Below are 18,327 nucleotides of genomic sequence, written 5' to 3'. Positions count from 1 at the left end.
GCTCCTTCCGTTGTAATAAAACTGTGAAAGACAATCTCTATTGAAAACTATACACTTTTGCAGCCTGATAAGGATTTTCAGAGTAATTCAGACAACGGAGGTGCATTTAATAACAAAAAAGGAATCGGAAAAAATCCATGTTCTTACGACTATCGCTGTTTGCCAGCTTGGTGCTGTCTCTCGTTATACCCTCCTATTCGTCTGCCAGCTCAACTCTCGAAGAGTTGAAACTCGCACGTGTCTCCATGTTTCGAGCGGCAATCTCTGTAATATCACACAGGGGCGAGCGTATTGATCAGGAGTTAAGGAATGAGGCCAACAGCCAAATCAACTCTTTAAAAGAGTCTCTTACCCGGTCAATCAACAGCGACGGGCTCGCTCAGTCCCTTGATAGTTATGCGACATTTCTTGAAGACAACCTGTCCTACGACCCTCTCGAGGAAGATTACCCATGGGAATTTAACCTGAACCTCAGCACCCTCCTTCGGAACCTGGATAATAACATTATTAAACTTGAAAAAACCGCCCTGAGAAACGAAGGGGCTAATCATCAACTTATGGAGAATGCTGTCAGGCTAGAATACATGGCCGTACGCTACCTTGCCCGTTCATACACTGGTGAGCTGCACACAGAGGCTGAGGGTGGTTATTTTGAACAGGACTTGGGAGTGCTTGCCAAGGAACTGACTCTGGCTCTTGAGAACCATCTTGATGATTCACCTCAGGCAATCAAGGCCAAGCGCGCCTGGAAATTTATCGAGCCCAGATATTCCAAATATGATCTGGAATTGGCACCCTTTATTGTTCACAGGAAAAGTTGGCAGATCAGTAACCTGATGGTTGAACAATCCAAGGCCGCAGAATAATTGCGGCCTTTAAATTGTGAAACAATAAAGTTCAAAGCACTTGTATTTTTACAATCTACCACCAAATTGATAACAATCCGTATCATTCCCGCCTGAACTTAATTATTTCATTCCTCTCAAAACAGCTGCTTATTTATTGAATACAAAGAGGCTGTTACCTATGACTCAGTTAATTACCAAAGCGTATGTGAAAACTTCTCTTTTCCTCGATGCTCTCCGCAAAGATCAACGAGGTCTGGCCACCATTGAATACGCTCTGCTGGCTACAACCATGGTGGGAATTATTACCGCTGTACTTGCGGGCGATGGAGCGGACTCCCTGAAGGGGGCAATGGACGCTTCGTTCCAGAAGATTTCTGATCAGTTGAAAGGCAGCAAGTAAGAAACCCTTTTATCAATGACAGGCGCTTGCATAATTGTTCTGGTAATAACGGCCTTATATATCTGTTACAGGGATGTACAGAGCCGTGAAATCAGTAACCGAGCCGTACTCTGTACCGCTGCTGCGTCATTATTGACCACGTCCGGTTTCGCTCTTTCCTGGTCGTGCTGGCCACTGGCATGTCTGGCTGGATGCTTTTTGTTCGCAGTAAAAGCTTTCTCTGGTGGCGATATAAAACTTATTCTGGCTTTCTTGCTTGGTGTCCACACGTCCTGGTGGAGCATGGTTGTTTTCGCTGTTGCCATGGGCGGAGGTGTTCTTGCTCTCGTTTACATTGCCTTGCGTGCACTGCAAAGCGACTCAGGAAAACTGAAAACAGATGGCATTCCCTATGGCGTACCCATTGCCCTTGCCGGGTTATTTGGCGTTTGCCTGTCAGCTGTAGATTTGGGGTACATATAACAAGATGAAACGCCGCTTATTGCTTCTGCTGACTTTTCTTCTCACCATCGTTGGTTTTTGGGGATTGTTAACCTCTAACGCCGAAGATAAAACAGAAGAGCCTCCCCAGCATCAAGACGTTTTAAACGATGATGTTTCGGTATGGATTGCTTATTCCGCCATTGAAAAAGGAGAGCCGGTGACTCTTGAAAAAGTCAGGCCCACAATAATAACTGCCGAGGAAGCCCGCCTAACCGAAAGTACGCAACAGATATCAATGTCTGAGACTGAAAACCATATAGCAACTGCGGATATACAGTCCGGGGAAATCATCAGTGCCAGAAACCTGTGTTCCTTTTACTCAGAATCCTGTCAGAAGCTGATTATGGCGCCAGACAAAGCGCCCTACCCACTCGTCATTAAAGGCAGTTCAGAATTTTATCATTTGCTGAAACCCGGGGACCTTATTGACGTCATGTTAATTGCTACCCCGGCGCAGAGCATGGCTTATCGAGAAGAACTCACCCGTTATCAGGGATTAAGTGTTATTCCTCTTTTGAGAAAACAGATGGTTCTGCAGGTTCCAGACCTGAAAGATAATGACGATTACTCAAGTAAGAAAGACAAGAAACAAACCATCATTCTGGCCATGACGCCAGAAAATGCTGCCAAAGTAATGATTGCCAAACGTATTGGCATTCTGGATATCCAAAAATCGACGGATAAAGCGCACCCGGAAATAGATATCAGTGAAATTGTTCCTGATTTTTCCATTATCAAAGAACTAAGAGGCAATAAGCGAGTCGAACAAATGCCTAACTGAGATTATCAATACAACTAAAATGCACTTCTCCCAAAAATATTTTATTTATTTGCTTCTCTCTACTTCACAGTGCTTTGCTGGAACACTAGAGAAAAACATAGAAACCATTCAGTTAAACATCAGTGAAGCTACATCTCTTCATTACCAAACACAGATTGATACTGTTTTTATTGCTGATGCCGAGATTGCTGATTACCAGGTAGTTGAAGGCAACCGCCTGATTATTTATGGCAAGTCTGTTGGTCAGTCATCGCTTATTGTTCTCGGTAACAAGGGCGCTCCCATAGATACAAAGCTGTTAACCGTTTCCAGAAACCTTTCCTCCATAAAAGATCAGATTCGTATTCGCTACCCGGATACTAATATTGAGTTGACCAGTACCGGTAACCAAACCGTACTCAGTGGCGAAGTACTATCAGAAGACATGCGTCAGGAGATTTATAACCTGACAGGCGAGCTGCTGGGCAGCAAAGTTACCGAAGATAAAATCAGTTGGAAAGAAAGCGGTTCACCAGACAATAACATTCGCTTTATGACCCAGAAATCCTACGAAGGGCTAGTGAACAATCTGCAGGTAAATACCGTTAAGCAGATCAATGTAAAGCTGACTATTGCTGAAGTGTCCCACTCATTCATTCGCCAGCTTGGAGTGAAGTGGGGTAGTGAAATGGGCAGTGGTAAAAATGCTGCCTTTCTTGGTAACGGCCAGTTTTATAACAAAGTCGGCCATATCAGCTCCAATATGATTGCCAACTACATCTCAGCAGCCGATGACGACACTATGGGGCAGATACTGGCCCAGCCGAACCTCTCTGTTCTTTCGGGTGAAACAGCATCATTTCTGGCTGGCGGTGAAATGCCTGTTATTACCTATATTGATGGTTCTCAGAATATTAATTACAAAGAGTTCGGCATTCGCCTGACTCTCGCGGCCAAAGCTCAATCTGACGACACCATTAACCTTTCTCTGGAACCGGAAGTCAGCTCCATTGATCCCAGCAACAGTAATAACAAGCTCAATATTCCTGCATTTAAAACCCGGCGTACCCGCACCACTATTCAGCTGGCCGACGGGGAAAGTTTTGTTCTGGGTGGACTGTTAAGCACAGAAGACAGAGAAGCTTTATCAAAAGTTCCTTTTATAGGGGATATTCCGCTATTTGGCGCAGCCTTTCGCCATAACGATAACCAGCGTAAAAAAACAGAGCTTATTATTGTTGCCACAGTCAATCTGGTAAAACCAGTCTCTCCGGGTACAACAATCCAGATACCCCAGATGAATCATACCAGCACACTACTGCGCTATTTCAATCTTGAGAAAACCAAGGGTGGTGCCGTAATTCACGATCAGGCTCGAGCAATATTGGCATCAGGAGGGTTTAAGCAGTGAACGTTATTCCCACTTTTACCATGCTCTGTATGGTTATTCTATTTTCAGCTGGCTGCACCGCCCGCTTTGATAAGCCCGAGCCTTCAGTATTTATCGTAAAGCAAAAAACAACGCCTGCTGGCACCCGTTATACCGTGCAGGCTCCCACTTGCACGCCTTATAACCTGAATCCCCGGCAACCCGTGCAACTGGATTGCTATGTAGAAAGTGCACGTCAGCAATCTCTGGTACACCCGGAGAGAGCCCACAGGGTTCTGGAAAAGCAGGAGTGATGCATGCTCGATTTCAATAAAACCACCAAAAGCGAGCAGGAACCTGTTAGCACCAATAGCATTCAGGTGTTTTATAAAACCCATGAATGTTTGCGGCAGCTGCAAGAGGCCTGTCAGTCAGAAGGCTTAGGCGCACCTTCCGGTATAGCTTTCGATAGCGACACTCATCATAAACAGTTGCAAGACTCAAAAGCATCACTGACCTTTATTGAAACAGACGACGATGTTGAAAAACTGGCTCTGTCTCTCTGCCATATTGTTTCCAGAAACAGCGATATTGTTCTTATCGGGCAAAACGACAGCATCGGCGTTGTTCGTAAACTAGCGAGTCTGGGTTTTTATTATCTGTTATGGCCCGCATCCCGGCAGGATATTGTTGAATTAATCAGGGTTCTGCAGAACGACCGACTGTTGAAGCGCAGACCGCAAAATGCCCGCTCTGCTATGCGCATAGCGGTTGTTGGTACTAAAGGTGGATGTGGAGGTTCATTGGTTGCGGCTGAACTTTCCAGAAACCTGATTAAGGAAACCTCTCAGCCTGTAGTGCTTGCCGACCACAGCTATCAGGGCAGTAATCTCAATATCATGCTGGGTCAGCAAACTCTTTCAAGAAAAAGAGTCTGTGATCAAATTCTGGCTGAATATGCGGAAGTACAGACTGTTGACCCTATTTATGCCCAAAGTCTGCTGATACAGATACAGCAGCTCTGGAGTTATCTGGGAATAGACAGCACAAGCACACAGGCGGAGAAACTCTGGCAATACAGCAACAGTGTTCTTGGCAGTATCGCCAGAGAACACGCTTTTATTGTTGAAGATTACCCCTCTTCAACAAAATGTATTCTTTCAAACCAGTCTTTACAGGCCACTGCAGATTGCCTGGTTGTTGTAATTTCTCCAACACTTTCAGGTCTACAGGCTGCTAAAGCCTTCTTAAACAACCTGAAAGATAGGCAACACAGCAACCTTCGGACGCTGTTGGTTATTAACCACTCCCAGCCAGAAAGCCCTGTCAGCAAAAAAGATATTGAGGAATACCTGGAGCAGCCCATTGCCGTCGAACTGTTCTGGTACAAGGGTTGCGAAGCAATTCTGACCGAAGGTAACGGCCTGCAGCCAGACAAACATAAATTAGGGTTGGCACTGAAAGACCTCACCAATCTGATTATTGGCAAACCACTTGCCACAGAAAACATCTGGCAGAAAATTTGTTCATGGTGCCTGTCATGATTGAGCAGGATCTTCCAACAGGGTTTCAGGAAACCTACCTGACCCTGCGCACCAGAATTATGGACGCTCTTGATGCTGAAGCAGTAGAGTCGACATCCGCAGAAGAGCTGAAAGATTTGATGCGTGATGCCATCGATACTCTGGTTGAAAAAGACAATATCCAGCTGCCGGTTTCATTGCGCAGCGTATTTACTGTGCAGATGGTCAACGAGATCAAAGGCCTCGGCCCGCTCCAGCCTTTGATAGATGATCCGACCATTTCAGACATTATGGTGAATGGCCCCAATTCCGTTTATATCGAACAAGGTGGCCAACTGACCAAAACCAATGTCACATTTATAAGCGACATCCAACTGCAGAATATTGCCCGTCGTATTGCTGCCTTCGCGGGCAGAAGAGTTGATGAAGCCAATCCGTTGTGCGATGCCCGCCTGCCAGACGGCAGCCGAGTTAATATCGCCATTCCTCCCGTTGCTTTGGATGGAACCTCACTCTCAATACGAAAGTTCAGTAATAAGGAAATAGGTTTGGAACAACTGGTTGAGTTTGGGGCTTTATCACAGGATATGGCTCGTTCTCTGGCCATTGCAGCTCGTTGTCGTTTAAATATTTTAATCTCCGGCGGAACAGGTTCGGGAAAAACAACTCTACTGAATGCGCTGTCCAACCATATATCCGAGTCAGAGCGCATAGTCACTATTGAAGATGCCGCTGAACTTTGCCTTCAACAGCCTCATGTTGTGCGTATGGAAACCCGCCCGGCCGGCATAGAAAACACCGGCGCTATCAACCAGCGTGACCTTGTTATTAATTCATTACGGATGCGCCCAGACAGAATTGTTATCGGCGAGTGTCGAGGCACAGAAGCATTTGAAATGTTGCAGGCTATGAACACCGGCCATGATGGTTCTATGTCCACGCTTCACGCAAACACGCCACGGGATGCACTGGCCCGTATGGAAAGCATGGTGATGATGGCGGTTCCCAATATGCCGCTGGAATCTATTCGCAGAAATATTGCCAGCGCTGTGGATCTGATTATTCAGGTTTCCCGCCTCCATGATGGCAGCCGAAAAATAATGAGCATCAGTGAAGTCATGGGAGTGGAAGGCGACAAAATCACTCTGGAAGAGATCTTTCATTTTTCGATTCTGGAGCAGCCCAACGGTGAAAAGATTATTGGCACGTTCAATTGTGCTGGACTATTGAATCGCTCTGTTCTTTCAGTGAAGGCACGCTTCTTTGGTTTGGAAGAGCTTCTGAGAAAAACATTCAAGGAAAATCTAGAACCATGATATGGCTAGCTGTCCTGTTTGTGGCTGTTTTCTCTCTGCTGGCTGTTGCTTTATGGCCACATAAGAATCCAATACATTTTCTGACGGATACCCGCAGTCAGAAAACAGTGATCGCCAAACAGGTTTTGGATGTCAAAGCACTGACTGAGCAGCCTTTACTCACTCAAATAAAAAACAACTGCAAAAACCTGAAAGATACCCTGGGCAAGTATGTCTATGTAACGCTGGCAGTTTATATAACTGTTAACGTTACGGCTTCACTATGGTTGCATGATGTCTTCCCCCGCGTTCCCCTGTATACACTGCTTTGTCTGCTGTTCTGCACGACAGCCTTTGTATTGCTGACGACTATTAAACAGTATCGCCAGAAAAGTTTTGAAGATGCTTTCCCCGATGCCTTGAGAACACTGACCGGAGCAGTCAGTTCCGGCGAAAGCCTGCACCAGTCCATAGCCTTTGTAGGCAATTCTCTGAACAACCTGGTTGGCAGAGAGTTTCGCAGTATGGGGCAGAAGCTCGCTCTCGGGCATACCATGGAAGATGTTCTTATGAGCTCCTGCCAGAGATTCCCTTATCCGGTCTTTGTTTTTTTTGTTCTGACATTACGGGCTAATGCCAGCCGTGGCGGACAATTGAAAACCATTTTTAAAAATCTTGAAGAGGTCATGCTCAACAATCAGACCTTGCAGAAAAAAATGAAAGCGCTGACTTCTGAAGTGCGGATGTCTGCAAAAATTATTGGTGCCCTTCCTCCCGGTTTTTTTCTGTTTATGAAATATGTCAGCCCGGAGAATTTTGATTTCGTTGTTTACAACCCCGCTGGCCAGATCATTCTCATGTACGTAATCGGCAGTGAAGTCTTGGGAATACTGGTGATCTGGTGGTTGATGCGCCAGGTAAGAGGGTAACGTTTTATGTCTATCCAGTTCGCCCTGATGCTTTATTGCGGGATTGCGATTGCCGCCTTTATTTCCATTGATAGCTATCTGACCCGCCAGATACAAAGACGCTGGCTGGGGTTGAGTTACGGTTCAACATCCATCCGAAATAATCTGCAGAAGTGGTTGAAACGCTTTTACTCCATTGCCCAGCGGGATATTGAGCAGGTATTTATTAATGCCGGTATTTACAACCGCACGCTTCCCAGAATTTATACTTCTTTAAAACTTCTTCTGGCTTCCGGATTGACAGTTGTCATATTTCTTTTTGGACAGCACTTAAATCTGGTAAAACTGTCGGACAAGGCAACAACAGCTGCGATTTTGTTTTCTGCCATTCTTGTTATCCCTGAAATCATTCTGAAATCCCTGCAAAAAAAACGTATTGAAAAAGTTTCTGCGCAGCTGCCTTATATTCTTGATCTTTTGGCTGTGTGCATGCAGTCAGGGATGACCATTGAGGCTTCAACTGCTTACCTTGGTGAAGAATTGAAGAGTTTCGACCGAGATCTCTCCTACATCATGAAGCGCTTGGAGTCTGTATCAAAAATTCACAATATGAAACAGGCGTTACAGGAATTAGCGAAACAGATTCCTTCCCAGCAAATGATTAGTTTTGTGTACACCCTCAGTCAGAGTTTGCAATACGGCAGCTCAATTGCCGATGTTCTGGGAACTCAGGCGGCTCATATACGTCAGATAACCATGCTCTCAATGGAAGAGCAGATTGGTAAGTTATCAGCCAAAATGGCGCTGCCCATGATTTCCTTCATCATGTTACCGATTGTGGTATTGATGATTGCGCCAGGCATTATGAGGTTAATGAATGGTGCATAGTAAGAACAGCTTCTGGCAACCACTTCTCGTTGTTTTATTGGTTTTATGGCTGACTGGCTGTGTAACCACTCGTACCAAGCCTACAGCTAGAGAACCTGAAGCCCCTGTGAACGAAGCGCTTTTAAAAGCCGCTGATAATCACGCTGGGCTTATTCAGTTATACAAAACCCGTTTGCAGCAAGCCAAAACCGAAGAAGACAACAAGAAGTATCGCCTGCTTCTGGGTACTGCTTATCTGAATACTAATGACCCGGATTCCACTCTGTTCATACTCGAACCGTTATTAGGTGATCAACAAAAAGATGCAGAAGTTTGGCTGTTAAAATCCCAGGCAAAGCTCACCATGGGCATGGCGGAAGAATCTTTAAAAGACGCGAACACTGCCCTGCTCTATTCAGCCAATGACCCCACAATTCTTAACCAACAAGGGGTGGCGTATGCGGCAATGGGCAAATACTCAGATGCAAGAAAGTCTATTAATAAAGCCCGCGAAACCATGTTTGATGACCTGGTCATCAAAAATAATCTGGCCATGCTGGATATTTTGGAACAGAAATATGATGCGGCCATTCAAAGGTTAATGCCGCTCTACACCAGCGGCCAAGCGGATGAAAAGATTAAATCCAACCTGATTATTGCTCTTGTACGAGCAGGGCTCTACAACGAATTCAAAACAGTCTATACCGGAGGAAAATCGGAACAGGAGAGAATGTCGCTCTTTATTGCCATCTCTTCTGCTAAATTCCAGCCTCAGTTATCAGGGTCACACTGATGACTTCTGCCAAAGGAGCGAACCAAAGGGGCACTGTTACCATCGAAACAGCCCTTGGGATGTTCTTTTTCCTGCTGGTGATTTTCTACTGGTGTGAAATCAGCTACATGGGCTTTGTTTCAGCCTCTCTGGATTATGCGGTGGCTGAAGCCAGCCGTTCAGCTCGTACAAAACCCGCTAAAGATTATCAGGTCAATTTTAAAGAAATTCTGAAAGGCAGCTCCCAGCTGTGGTCATCAATTATTGATACCAACAAGCTTTCAGTGAGCATTCACTATTATGACAGTGTGCTTGACTTGGCGTCTGAATATTGCCCTGAGAAAGGCCAACAATTCTGCAAGGAAAAAGCAAAACCCAAAGATGCATCCATTGCTATTTACCGAGTGACATATCTCTACAAACCTATTTTCACCTCACTGTTTATCAACAATGCACGGATGCCCGTTATCAGCCGGGAAGTGATCTCCATTCAGGAATATGAAAGGAGCAGTTTCAATGGTTAAAAACCTCCAACGACAAAGTGGTGTATTTATTGTTGAACTGGCTCTGGTGATGCTGGTTATTTTTTTATTTATCGCATTTACCAGTGAGATTATTGCCAGGCAGGCGATTCACGGCGCGCTCCAGAACCTCAGTTTTTCCGGGGTAAGCATTATTAAAGAGCGTACCCAGCTCTATGACAGCAGTACCAAAATTTCCCACGATCAGGCCGACCAGCTGTTTGTTCTCCTTTCAAAATCCATGTCACGTTCATTCGCAGGGTTTGATAACTCTGCTTTTGGAATGACCCTTGAACAGGTTTTGTTTGAAGAGAAAAACATACAGAAACCCAGTCTCGCCATTTTCAAAAAAGGGCTCAGCTGCCCCAGAGGAAGACTCCTTGTTCGAGAGGAACAACTGTTTTTCTTAACAGAGCGAGCCAATCCAGCACCTTTGTACCGGGTTACTCTTTGCTACAGGGGTGATGATGGCCAATCGCTGACAAAGGAGTTTGCCGGTAAAAGACACCTCAGTAGCAGCTCAATCATGATCGGGCGGTAGCATGAAAACGCAGCAGCAGGGTATCGCCATCATTTTGTTCATGCTTCTGCTTCCGGTAGTGGCTGGGCTAATGACTCTTGCAGTAGAGGGAGGGAAAAGGCTCAGGGACAGCGCTCGACTGGGAAATGCCGCCGAAGTTGCCGTGCTGGCAATAAGCGCCCGTCCATCCGATACACCAGAGAAAAACGATCAGCTGGCGAAAGACTTTATTCTTGCAATGATGAAGGAAACCAAAAACCTTAGGGTTAATCTGGACACCATTCCCTGCACTGAGAACAGTGATTGTGATGAAACAGAGTCATCTAAAAAATTCACGGAATACCAGTTAAAAGTGTCAGGGAAATATGCAAATTGGCTGGGAGGCAAACAGTCCCTTGGATTTGACCAGTCAATTCCTCTTGGCAACAAATCTATCGCCAGAAAGAACCATGGACAGGCCATTGATGTGTTCTTTGTGGCTGACTTTTCCTCTTCAATGGGAGGCTCATGGACCGGGGTTATCAAAATCGACATGCTGAAGGATATCCTCAAGAAAATTTCCTACAAGCTTGAGGACTTTACCCGTATCGAGACTAATCCAGATAAGAAAAATACAATATCTCTTATTCCTTTTGCGTTACACACTTTTGAACGTGACCCGGCAACAGGCATAGCCGACAGTGTCAGTAATATTAATTTTTTCCAGGTCGAAGACTCTGTGAACAACATGTTTGTTGAAAAAGAGCCTCGTTTCTTTCTGGAGCATGGAAAGTTTTACACCATCCATCCAACAACACAGGCTAAGAAGATTGAGGATGAACTCTCAAAGATAGAACCATATGGCGGAACAGCATCCTATGAAGGAATCATAAGGGCAGCACAACTAGCCAGAAAAACCAAAAACGCCAAGCGCTTGATCATTGTTCTAACCGATGGTGTAGACAGTGATTCTGTTCTGAACAATAAGCTGACAGACCTCAATTACTGCAAAATCATTACCGATAAAATTGAAGAAGGAAGAACACCATCCGGTGAAAGGGTTCATGCAGAAATCGCCGTGATAAGTTTCAGTTACGATGTAACCTCCAATAAAGCGCTTACAAGTTGCGTGGGGAAAGATAAAGTCTTCTCTGCACAAGATCCGGATGCCATCTACTCAATCATGTCCTCTTTAATTGCTGAGGAGATTGGCCATATCTTTGCCCGCTAGTGGCACTTCTTTGCCCGCTAGTGGCACTTCTTTGCCCGCTAGTGGCACTTCTTTACCCGCTAGTGGCACTTCTTTACCCGCTAGTGGCACTTCTTTGCCCGCTAGTGGCACTTCTTTGCCCGCTAGTGGCACTTCTTTACCCGCTAGTGGCACTTCTTTACCCGCTAGTGGCACTTCTTTACCCGCTAGTGGCACTATAAAAGGGAAATTAAGCCCCCTTTATATCAGGTAACATCAGGCAGTCTGGCTCACAGCATCCCTGATTCAGGTGATTTTCGTTTACCTGAAGATGCAGCATTAACAGACAGTGTTAGACCATTATGAAGACTTCCTGAATGACACAGCTATTCTCAATCCACCATATGGGCTACCTGACGCCAATTCGTTCAGCTATGATGTTTGCTCTCCAAAATAAGAACAAATAATCAGGATCATTTCATGAGCGTCAGCCAAGCTTTGCAGTCTCGATCATCGTGCCGCGGGTTCAAAAAAGATCCGGTTGAAGAGTCTCTTCTACGAGATATTTTCACCACCGCTCAACGAGCACCTTCCAACTGCAACGTTCAGCCATGGCAAGTTATCGTTGTTTCCGGCGGGAAAAAGGATCAGCTGAAAAACAAACTACTGCAGGACGTGATGCAAAAGCAGAAGCCTTACCCAGACTTCAACTGGGAGGTTGCTTACGAAGGTGAGCACCGCGAACGCCAGTTTGGCTCTGCCAATGCTCTTTACTCAGCTATGGGCATTGCCCGTGAAGACAAAATGAAGCGCAACATGGCTATGCTGCGCAATTGGCAATTCTTTGATGCTCCCCATGTGGCGATTTTCACTATGGAGAAATACCTGAACATTATGGGAGCGGTTGATATGGGTATCTATTCACAAACGCTGGCTCTTCTGCTTCAGGAGCACGGCATATCCAACTGCATGCAGGGTGCGCTTGGCCAATTCCCTGGCCCTATTCATGAAATGTTTGATTTGCCAGAAAGTCGTGGTGTGTTGTTTGGAATGTCTTTCGGTTATGCCGATGATAATGCTGATGCCAATAATGCAAAAACAACTCGGGAAGAACTTGAAAGTTCAGTGTTGTTTGCCAGTTAAGCGTTCGTAAGATTCTGTTCAATGGCATAACGAATCAAACCGGCGGATGTTTTTATTTTAAGTTTTTGCTTAATATTCTGCCGGTGTGCTTCTGCTGTTCTCACAGAAATATTCAATTCACGGGCAACTTCTTTATTCCCTTTTCCATCGGCAAGCAACCTCAGCACAGTTTCTTCCCGTGGGGTCAACTTCACCTCCGGTTTCATTCCATTAGGGTCAAATTGACTGAATAGTTGTTGAGATACGCCGGCGCTGAAATAAGTTCCCCCCGTAGAAACAGTTTGAATAGCTAAAACAATCTCTTCTGCTGCCACATCTTTGAGCACATAGCCTGATACACCAGACTGAACCATCTTAAGGATGTACTCCCGATCTTCGTGCATAGAAAGAATCAGCACCTTGACACCGGGATAACTCTTTTTGAATTCTACGGCAGCTTCCAGCCCCCCCATAACCGGCATAGAGATATCCATCAAAACTACATCTGGTTTGACCGATGGAGCCAACTCTAATGCTTCCCGGCCATTACAGGCGTCAGCAATAACAGAGATGCCCCCTTCACCGTCCAGACTCACTTTCAGTCCTTCTCGCACCATGGGGTGATCATCTGCCAGTAACACTCGAATTTCATGACTCATGGATCAGTTCCCGCTCATTAGTCTCATACACAGCGGCCAGATAAAAAGTTGCTTTAATAATTGTGCCGGTAGTCAAGTTGGTATCCAGTGCCGAAGAAGGCTGCGGGTAACTGTTGATGGTAAATTTACCCCCCAGCAGTTCTGTTCGCTCCCGCATATTAATCAAACCAATTCCACTCTGGTCATGTTCGTAGAAGCCACAGCCGTCATCCTCAAGCTTCAGATAAACAACATCATCCTTAAATTGTACAGTCAGTTTTACTTCACTGGCGCCAGCATGTTTTTCAATATTCGTCAGCGCTTCCTGCACCACTCGATACAAAGTGATTTCAATAACATCCGGTAAACGTTGTTCAGGCAGATGTATCGAACTGTGCACCTGTAGATCCGTTCGCTCGGCAAGGTCATCCAGCATATTTCTCAGGGCCGCTTCCAGACCAAGGTCATCCAGAACAATTGGACGAAGATCATGCGACACCCGCCGAACTTCCTGCATAGCCATATCCAGCATGCAGGACGCTTTTTTCAGATGTTCTCTGGCAACCTTCTGCTCCCACTTTTTATCCACAAGATTCACACGCAGTTTGGCAGATACCAGCAGCTGATTAATACCATCATGAAGCTCACGGGCAAAATTACGACGCTGGCTAACCTGAAGTTTTAAAGAGCGATGAGCCAATTCCTGTAAACGTTTATCGGCCAGCTGGGATTCATGGATATTGATAGCCACACCAAGAAGAACAATCAAAACTACTGTTCCTGAGATAATCACCAGCACAGTAAAAAAGGTGTCCTGAATATTTTTATTCACATCCCGGCGGATCGCTGCAACTTCTTCGACAATGTCGTCTACGTACAGACCAGTCCCCATCATCCAGTTCAATTCTGGAATCACTACGACATAGCTGAGTTTGTCTTCCTGGCCATCTTCAGAAGGTTTGCGCCACATATAACGTTCAAAACCACCGCCATGGGTCGCCTGCCATAACAACTCCTGAATCAGGTACTTGCCGTCACCATCCTGAATATCCATCAGGTTTTCACCGACAAGTTCGGGTTGTACAGGATGAACGAGATTGACACCGTCAAGGGTATAAGCAAAGAAGTAACCGTCATCGCCATAGGCCAACTCATTAAGCTGTCGCTTAACTTCAGACTCAACATACTCACGGGAAGCACCGTGCTCTAACAGCGATAGTGTGTGATGAATTGATGCAAGAGCGAGATCAACATAATGCTGCAACTGCTCTCTTTTAGAGGCTAGCAGGTTGCGTTCAAAGGTAGCTATCTCCTGCTCGGAGAGGTCACGGGCCTGTCGCTGGTTCAACGTTGTAATCGCCACCGACATAATAATCAGCGGTAACAGCGCCAGCAGCAGGATTTTTATTTTCAGGGTCACTGCAGTTTTCGTTTTCGCCCAGACTTTGACGGGAGCCTAACGACAACACATCGCTAAAGCAAACAGGTTACAGGCCAAAGCTGTTGAGATCAAAGCTGTTGAGATCAAGGCAAGTGCAATGCCTTTTAGAATTGGCGGCACAGAATTAAAAGCTTGCAGCCAAATTTCAAACAGGGAACAGGTTTTTTAAATGAGAGAATCAAAAGGCATATCTCGCCTCAATTGTCTTGAGACGAGATAATCAACCCTGCACCTATAGACAGGTCAACGGTAATTATACTAACCCATAGAACTCAGGGAACAACAAGATGGTGAGCACCACTGCCACCTGCATAACAATAAACGGCACTACACCTTTATAGATATCCACTGTTCTCACTGAAGGTGGCGCAACACCTTTCAAATAGAACAAACTGAACCCAAACGGTGGTGTCAGGAAAGATGTCTGCAGGTTCATGGCAATCAGAATCGCGAACCATACCGGTGCAATACCCAAAGCTTCAGCAACCGGAGCCAGGATAGGTACAATAATAAAACTGATCTCGACAAAGTCGATAAAGAAGCCAAGAATCAGGATTGCCAACATTGAGAGCAGCAGAAAGCCAGTGGCTCCTCCTGGAAGCTGAGACAGAATTTCTTCGACAATGTAATCGCCACCGGTGTAGGTAAAGGCCATGGAAAAGGCTGTTGCCCCCAAGAGAATGGCAAATACCATAGCAGTGACTTTTACTGTCTCCAATGAAGACTCATATACCATTTTCCAGCTGAATTGCTTATAGATAGCGGCCAATGCCAGCGCACCAATACCACCCAAAGCAGACGACTCTGTTGGTGTAGCAATACCTGCAAAGATTGAACCCAGAACAATCAGAATAAGAGCCAATGGTGGGATGATCGCCTTAAGTGCTTTCACATACTGTTCACGCTTATTGGCAACATCGTCATCCATCGGCAGAGCAGGTGCAGACTCAGGCTTCAGCCAGGCATACGCCAGAATATACAGCACATACACACCAATCAGAATAAAGCCGGGGCCAACGGCAGCCTGGAACAGGTCACCTACAGGAATACCCAATACATCACCCAGGATAATCAGAATGATGGAAGGTGGAATAATCTGTCCAAGGGTACCAGAAGCACAGATAGTGCCACAGGCTAGAGATTTGTCGTAGTTGTACTTGAGCATCACCGGCAGGGAGATCAATCCCATCGCCACAACAGAAGCACCTACAACACCGGTTGAAGCCGCCAGCAAAGCGCCTACCAACACAGTAGAAATCGCCAGACCCCCACGAACTCCGCCAAACAGCTTACCCATAGATTCCAGCAGCTGCTCTGCCAGTTTGGTTTTCTGCAGAACGATACCCATGAAGATAAACAGCGGCACAGCCATCAGTACCACATTTTCCATAATGCTTTGAATGCGGAATGGCATAAACGCAAACATATCCACGCCTTCGGCCCAGACACCAAAAATCAGTGCCACACCGCCGAAGGTAAAGGCAACCGGGAAGCCGAAAAGCAGCATCACCAGCGCCACAAAAAACATGACGATACCAATCATTTGCTTTGCTCCCGATTATTAATGTTGTGGAGGGACATAGCCGGTATCAGTCCTGTTACCGGTAAGAATATTCAAACTACGCAGCATCATGCCGAAGCCGCTGATAGCGATGGAGAAAAAGGTAAACGGAATCACCGCTTTAATAATCCACCGATGGGGGAGGCCTCCAGGGTCACCAGAGGTTTCACCCAGTTCCCATGCCTCATGAGCGAATCCAACACCGTAATATCCCACAAGCAGGGCAAAGGGCATCAGCAGGAACAGTGAACCGAAGAGGTCGATGTAAGCCTTACTGCGCAGGGACAAACGTTCGTAAATGAGATCAACACGAACATGGCCACCAACACGTAAGGTATAAGGCACACCGAGCATAAACATGGCGGCAAACAGATGCCATTCCAGCTCCTGCATACCGATAGAGACGTCGTTGAAGACATAGCGGGCAACAACGTCGTAAAAAACATTAAACAGAAGCAGGATAAACAGCAGTGCAGCTATTTTTCCCAGCAGATCAGAGAAGCGGTTCACCAGGTTTTCCAGCTGCACCAGCATCATCACTTACCCCACAAATGTTGATGAGAGGAACAGAAGCCAAGTATGTCTGGCTTCTGTTGTGAAGGAAAGACGAGTTATTCAGCGGAGAGACTGTTCAAATAAGCCTGATCAGAAATATCAGTCCAGCGACGTACTTTCTTCAGGTAAGCAGCTTGGGAATCAAGAATCTCTTTCGCCAGTTCATCTTCAGCAGCTTTCTCTGCCAGCAGTTCATCGTTGGCCTTGCGCATAGCGTTGGTCACAGACTCCGGGAAAGTCTTGATCTTGATGTTGGGGTATTCGGTCAACATCTTTTCAAGGTTTACAGCAGATGCATCGTAAGACTGAATGTACATGTCATAGGCAGCAGTACGCATGGCCACACGCAGGATTTCTTGCAAATCTTCAGGCAGTTTTTTCCAGGTACGCTTATTCACCAGGAATTGCAGTTCGGTACCGGGCTCATGCCAGCCGGTGTAGTAGTAAGGTGCAATTTTGTGGAAACCCATACGCAAGTCGAGGGAAGGTCCTACCCACTCCAGTGCATCGATAGTACGACGCTCCAGTGCGGTGTACAGCTCACCTGCCGGAATGTTCGTAGGCTTGGCCCCTAGCTTGGCCAGTACTTCACCGGCAAAACCGGGAATACGCATCTTCAGACCCTTCAGGTCTTCCAGGGAGTTAATTTCCTTCTGGAACCAGCCACCCATCTGGTTACCGGTATTACCGCCAGGGAAACTCACCAGGTTGTACTTGCCATACACCTTGTCCATCAACTCCAGGCCACCGCCCTGGTAGAACCAGGCATACTGTTCTGGGGCTGTCATACCAAATGGCATAGTCGTGAAATAGAGAGTATTCGGTACCTTGCCTTTCCAGTAATAGGATGCGGAGTGACCCATATCATATTGGCCGGAGCGTACCATATCGAAGATACCCAGCGGGGCTTTGTGTTTGTTCTTGGAATCGATGGTAATTTTCAGACGGCCATTGGACATCTTCTCTGCCATAGCCGCCATATTACGGGGAGCATCACCGAAAATAGGGAAGTTGGACGGCCAGGTTTCCGCCATTTTCAGACGATACACTTTCTCAGCAGCCTGGGCAGAGCCTGCGAAGGCTGCCACACACACAGCTGCGGTCAGCAGCTTTTTGGTAAATGAATTTTTCAGTAAGGATCTCATTGTTTTTGTTTTCTCCCCATTCTCTTTCGAGGTGTTGTGTGTAACTTTTTTGATGGGGTAGATGATGACGGGAGAGAGCAGCTAACAATATTCGCAGCTTTTCGGAAACAGGAAAAAATAATACTTAAGGCAGTCTACGTAAAACTACGTAGATCATTTAAATGCCGAAGGAAAATAAGACATCTCTTCCAGTTCCGGCAAAGGCCGTGAAAAACTGAAGGTTATTTCAAAAACCGCCGACTTTGACCTTCTCTTCTCTTTCACCCCTTACGACAAGATTGAGCTTGGCGGCTAACCTCCCAGCTACAATCTTTATCCCGGAAGATATGCTCTCGAAGATGGGCATGTATACCGAGCCTCCGGCTCTGTTCACAATACATGTTGGTGCATGAACTATACTTCTGAGCACCGGTTTCTGTCGTGTAATTGGA

Annotated in this window: 22 protein-coding genes; 15 read left to right on the top strand and 7 right to left on the bottom strand. The window is 46.1% G+C overall.

Annotated features, from left to right (window positions below; translation table 11 throughout):
- The first annotated feature begins 137 nt into the window (after nt 1-137).
- From QMA35_RS15110 to QMA35_RS15045, 14 genes are all read left to right on the top strand, one after another.
- Nucleotides 138-866 carry a hypothetical protein gene (locus tag QMA35_RS15110; protein ID WP_281647990.1) on the top strand — a complete coding sequence of 243 codons (729 nt, stop codon included), beginning with the start codon at nt 138-140 and terminating at the stop codon, nt 864-866.
- Between the two features lie 160 nt (nt 867-1,026).
- Nucleotides 1,027-1,248 carry a hypothetical protein gene (locus QMA35_RS15105; RefSeq protein WP_281647989.1) on the top strand — a complete coding sequence of 74 codons (222 nt, stop codon included), beginning with the start codon at nt 1,027-1,029 and terminating at the stop codon, nt 1,246-1,248.
- A 15-nt stretch (nt 1,249-1,263) separates the two neighbouring features.
- A complete protein-coding gene (locus tag QMA35_RS15100; RefSeq protein ID WP_281647988.1) occupies nt 1,264-1,710 on the top strand; it encodes a prepilin peptidase in 447 nt (148 codons plus the stop codon).
- 4 nt (nt 1,711-1,714) lie between these two features.
- Nucleotides 1,715-2,512, top strand: coding sequence for an RcpC/CpaB family pilus assembly protein (locus QMA35_RS15095; protein ID WP_281647987.1), 798 nt, complete (start codon nt 1,715-1,717; stop codon nt 2,510-2,512).
- A 19-nt stretch (nt 2,513-2,531) separates the two neighbouring features.
- Nucleotides 2,532-3,902 (top strand): pilus assembly protein N-terminal domain-containing protein, encoded by a 1,371-nt coding sequence (locus QMA35_RS15090; protein WP_281647986.1) that lies wholly within the window; start codon nt 2,532-2,534, stop codon nt 3,900-3,902.
- Complete coding sequence (locus tag QMA35_RS15085; RefSeq protein ID WP_281647985.1) at nt 3,899-4,174, top strand: hypothetical protein; 276 nt, start codon at nt 3,899-3,901, stop codon at nt 4,172-4,174. Before QMA35_RS15090 ends, QMA35_RS15085 begins: the two co-directional genes overlap by 4 nt.
- 3 nt (nt 4,175-4,177) lie before the next feature.
- Nucleotides 4,178-5,404 carry a hypothetical protein gene (locus tag QMA35_RS15080; protein WP_281647984.1) on the top strand — a complete coding sequence of 409 codons (1,227 nt, stop codon included), beginning with the start codon at nt 4,178-4,180 and terminating at the stop codon, nt 5,402-5,404.
- Nucleotides 5,401-6,699 (top strand): CpaF family protein, encoded by a 1,299-nt coding sequence (locus tag QMA35_RS15075; RefSeq protein WP_281647983.1) that lies wholly within the window; start codon nt 5,401-5,403, stop codon nt 6,697-6,699. Before QMA35_RS15080 ends, QMA35_RS15075 begins: the two co-directional genes overlap by 4 nt.
- Nucleotides 6,696-7,607 carry a type II secretion system F family protein gene (locus QMA35_RS15070; RefSeq protein ID WP_281647982.1) on the top strand — a complete coding sequence of 304 codons (912 nt, stop codon included), beginning with the start codon at nt 6,696-6,698 and terminating at the stop codon, nt 7,605-7,607. Before QMA35_RS15075 ends, QMA35_RS15070 begins: the two co-directional genes overlap by 4 nt.
- A gap of 6 nt (nt 7,608-7,613) precedes the next feature.
- Nucleotides 7,614-8,474 carry a type II secretion system F family protein gene (locus QMA35_RS15065; protein ID WP_281647981.1) on the top strand — a complete coding sequence of 287 codons (861 nt, stop codon included), beginning with the start codon at nt 7,614-7,616 and terminating at the stop codon, nt 8,472-8,474.
- The gene (locus tag QMA35_RS15060) at nt 8,464-9,246 is read left to right on the top strand and encodes a hypothetical protein (protein ID WP_281647980.1); all 783 of its coding nucleotides are present in this window, start codon (nt 8,464-8,466) and stop codon (nt 9,244-9,246) included. The genes QMA35_RS15065 and QMA35_RS15060 overlap by 11 nt, the downstream gene beginning before the upstream one ends.
- Nucleotides 9,246-9,749: a TadE/TadG family type IV pilus assembly protein gene (locus QMA35_RS15055; protein WP_281647979.1), complete on the top strand. Its 504-nt coding sequence runs from the start codon at nt 9,246-9,248 to the stop codon at nt 9,747-9,749. Before QMA35_RS15060 ends, QMA35_RS15055 begins: the two co-directional genes overlap by 1 nt.
- Complete coding sequence (tadF, locus tag QMA35_RS15050; protein WP_281647978.1) at nt 9,742-10,287, top strand: tight adherence pilus pseudopilin TadF; 546 nt, start codon at nt 9,742-9,744, stop codon at nt 10,285-10,287. Before QMA35_RS15055 ends, tadF begins: the two co-directional genes overlap by 8 nt.
- A 1-nt stretch (nt 10,288) precedes the next feature.
- The gene (locus QMA35_RS15045; protein ID WP_281647977.1) at nt 10,289-11,476 is read left to right on the top strand and encodes a VWA domain-containing protein; all 1,188 of its coding nucleotides are present in this window, start codon (nt 10,289-10,291) and stop codon (nt 11,474-11,476) included.
- On the opposite strand, the gene QMA35_RS15040 is transcribed toward QMA35_RS15045, so the two are convergent.
- Nucleotides 11,438-11,650, bottom strand: a complete 213-nt coding sequence (locus tag QMA35_RS15040) for a hypothetical protein (protein ID WP_281647976.1) — start codon at nt 11,648-11,650, stop codon at nt 11,438-11,440. The genes QMA35_RS15045 and QMA35_RS15040 overlap by 39 nt on opposite strands.
- A gap of 264 nt (nt 11,651-11,914) precedes the next feature.
- Between QMA35_RS15040 and QMA35_RS15035 the strand changes: the two genes are divergently transcribed.
- Entirely contained in the window at nt 11,915-12,577 is a 663-nt protein-coding gene (locus QMA35_RS15035) for a nitroreductase (protein ID WP_281647975.1), read from the top strand.
- On the opposite strand, the gene QMA35_RS15030 is transcribed toward QMA35_RS15035, so the two are convergent.
- The 6 genes from QMA35_RS15030 to QMA35_RS15005 all read right to left on the bottom strand — a co-directional run.
- The gene (locus QMA35_RS15030; protein WP_281647974.1) at nt 12,574-13,215 is read right to left on the bottom strand and encodes a response regulator transcription factor; all 642 of its coding nucleotides are present in this window, start codon (nt 13,213-13,215) and stop codon (nt 12,574-12,576) included. The two genes, QMA35_RS15035 and QMA35_RS15030, sit on opposite strands and share 4 nt — an antisense overlap.
- Nucleotides 13,205-14,614 (bottom strand): cache domain-containing protein, encoded by a 1,410-nt coding sequence (locus QMA35_RS15025; RefSeq protein ID WP_281647973.1) that lies wholly within the window; start codon nt 14,612-14,614, stop codon nt 13,205-13,207. Before QMA35_RS15025 ends, QMA35_RS15030 begins: the two co-directional genes overlap by 11 nt.
- Before the next feature lie 274 nt (nt 14,615-14,888).
- Nucleotides 14,889-16,178, bottom strand: coding sequence for a TRAP transporter large permease subunit (locus tag QMA35_RS15020; RefSeq protein WP_281647972.1), 1,290 nt, complete (start codon nt 16,176-16,178; stop codon nt 14,889-14,891).
- Between the two features lie 18 nt (nt 16,179-16,196).
- The gene (locus tag QMA35_RS15015; protein ID WP_281647971.1) at nt 16,197-16,733 is read right to left on the bottom strand and encodes a TRAP transporter small permease subunit; all 537 of its coding nucleotides are present in this window, start codon (nt 16,731-16,733) and stop codon (nt 16,197-16,199) included.
- Nucleotides 16,734-16,807: 74 nt separating this feature from the next.
- Nucleotides 16,808-17,896, bottom strand: a complete 1,089-nt coding sequence (locus QMA35_RS15010) for a TRAP transporter substrate-binding protein (protein WP_281647970.1) — start codon at nt 17,894-17,896, stop codon at nt 16,808-16,810.
- Between the two features lie 226 nt (nt 17,897-18,122).
- Nucleotides 18,123-18,327 (bottom strand): hypothetical protein (locus QMA35_RS15005; protein ID WP_281647969.1); only part of this gene is annotated, 205 nt, incomplete at its 5' end.

Source organism: Parendozoicomonas sp. Alg238-R29 (genome assembly GCF_947331445.1).
Taxonomy (GTDB): Bacteria; Pseudomonadota; Gammaproteobacteria; order Pseudomonadales; family Endozoicomonadaceae; genus Sansalvadorimonas.
This window is presented reverse-complemented; position numbering and strand designations above follow the sequence as displayed.

Excerpts from the sequence above, each read along its gene's own strand:
- QMA35_RS15075 (WP_281647983.1), top strand. The coding sequence starts at position 5,401 with ATGATTGAGCAGGATCTTCCAACAGGGTTTCAGGAAACCTACCTGACC.
- QMA35_RS15065 (WP_281647981.1), top strand. The coding sequence starts at position 7,614 with ATGTCTATCCAGTTCGCCCTGATGCTTTATTGCGGGATTGCGATTGCC.
- QMA35_RS15100 (WP_281647988.1), top strand. The coding sequence starts at position 1,264 with ATGACAGGCGCTTGCATAATTGTTCTGGTAATAACGGCCTTATATATC.
- QMA35_RS15020 (WP_281647972.1), bottom strand. The coding sequence starts at position 16,178 with ATGATTGGTATCGTCATGTTTTTTGTGGCGCTGGTGATGCTGCTTTTC.
- QMA35_RS15010 (WP_281647970.1), bottom strand. The coding sequence starts at position 17,896 with ATGAGATCCTTACTGAAAAATTCATTTACCAAAAAGCTGCTGACCGCA.
- QMA35_RS15055 (WP_281647979.1), top strand. The coding sequence starts at position 9,246 with ATGACTTCTGCCAAAGGAGCGAACCAAAGGGGCACTGTTACCATCGAA.
- QMA35_RS15030 (WP_281647974.1), bottom strand. The coding sequence starts at position 13,215 with ATGAGTCATGAAATTCGAGTGTTACTGGCAGATGATCACCCCATGGTG.
- QMA35_RS15070 (WP_281647982.1), top strand. The coding sequence starts at position 6,696 with ATGATATGGCTAGCTGTCCTGTTTGTGGCTGTTTTCTCTCTGCTGGCT.
- QMA35_RS15015 (WP_281647971.1), bottom strand. The coding sequence starts at position 16,733 with ATGATGCTGGTGCAGCTGGAAAACCTGGTGAACCGCTTCTCTGATCTG.
- QMA35_RS15035 (WP_281647975.1), top strand. The coding sequence starts at position 11,915 with ATGAGCGTCAGCCAAGCTTTGCAGTCTCGATCATCGTGCCGCGGGTTC.
- QMA35_RS15105 (WP_281647989.1), top strand. The coding sequence starts at position 1,027 with ATGACTCAGTTAATTACCAAAGCGTATGTGAAAACTTCTCTTTTCCTC.
- QMA35_RS15060 (WP_281647980.1), top strand. The coding sequence starts at position 8,464 with ATGGTGCATAGTAAGAACAGCTTCTGGCAACCACTTCTCGTTGTTTTA.
- QMA35_RS15045 (WP_281647977.1), top strand. The coding sequence starts at position 10,289 with ATGAAAACGCAGCAGCAGGGTATCGCCATCATTTTGTTCATGCTTCTG.
- tadF (WP_281647978.1), top strand. The coding sequence starts at position 9,742 with ATGGTTAAAAACCTCCAACGACAAAGTGGTGTATTTATTGTTGAACTG.
- QMA35_RS15080 (WP_281647984.1), top strand. The coding sequence starts at position 4,178 with ATGCTCGATTTCAATAAAACCACCAAAAGCGAGCAGGAACCTGTTAGC.
- QMA35_RS15095 (WP_281647987.1), top strand. The coding sequence starts at position 1,715 with ATGAAACGCCGCTTATTGCTTCTGCTGACTTTTCTTCTCACCATCGTT.
- QMA35_RS15090 (WP_281647986.1), top strand. The coding sequence starts at position 2,532 with ATGCACTTCTCCCAAAAATATTTTATTTATTTGCTTCTCTCTACTTCA.
- QMA35_RS15110 (WP_281647990.1), top strand. The coding sequence starts at position 138 with ATGTTCTTACGACTATCGCTGTTTGCCAGCTTGGTGCTGTCTCTCGTT.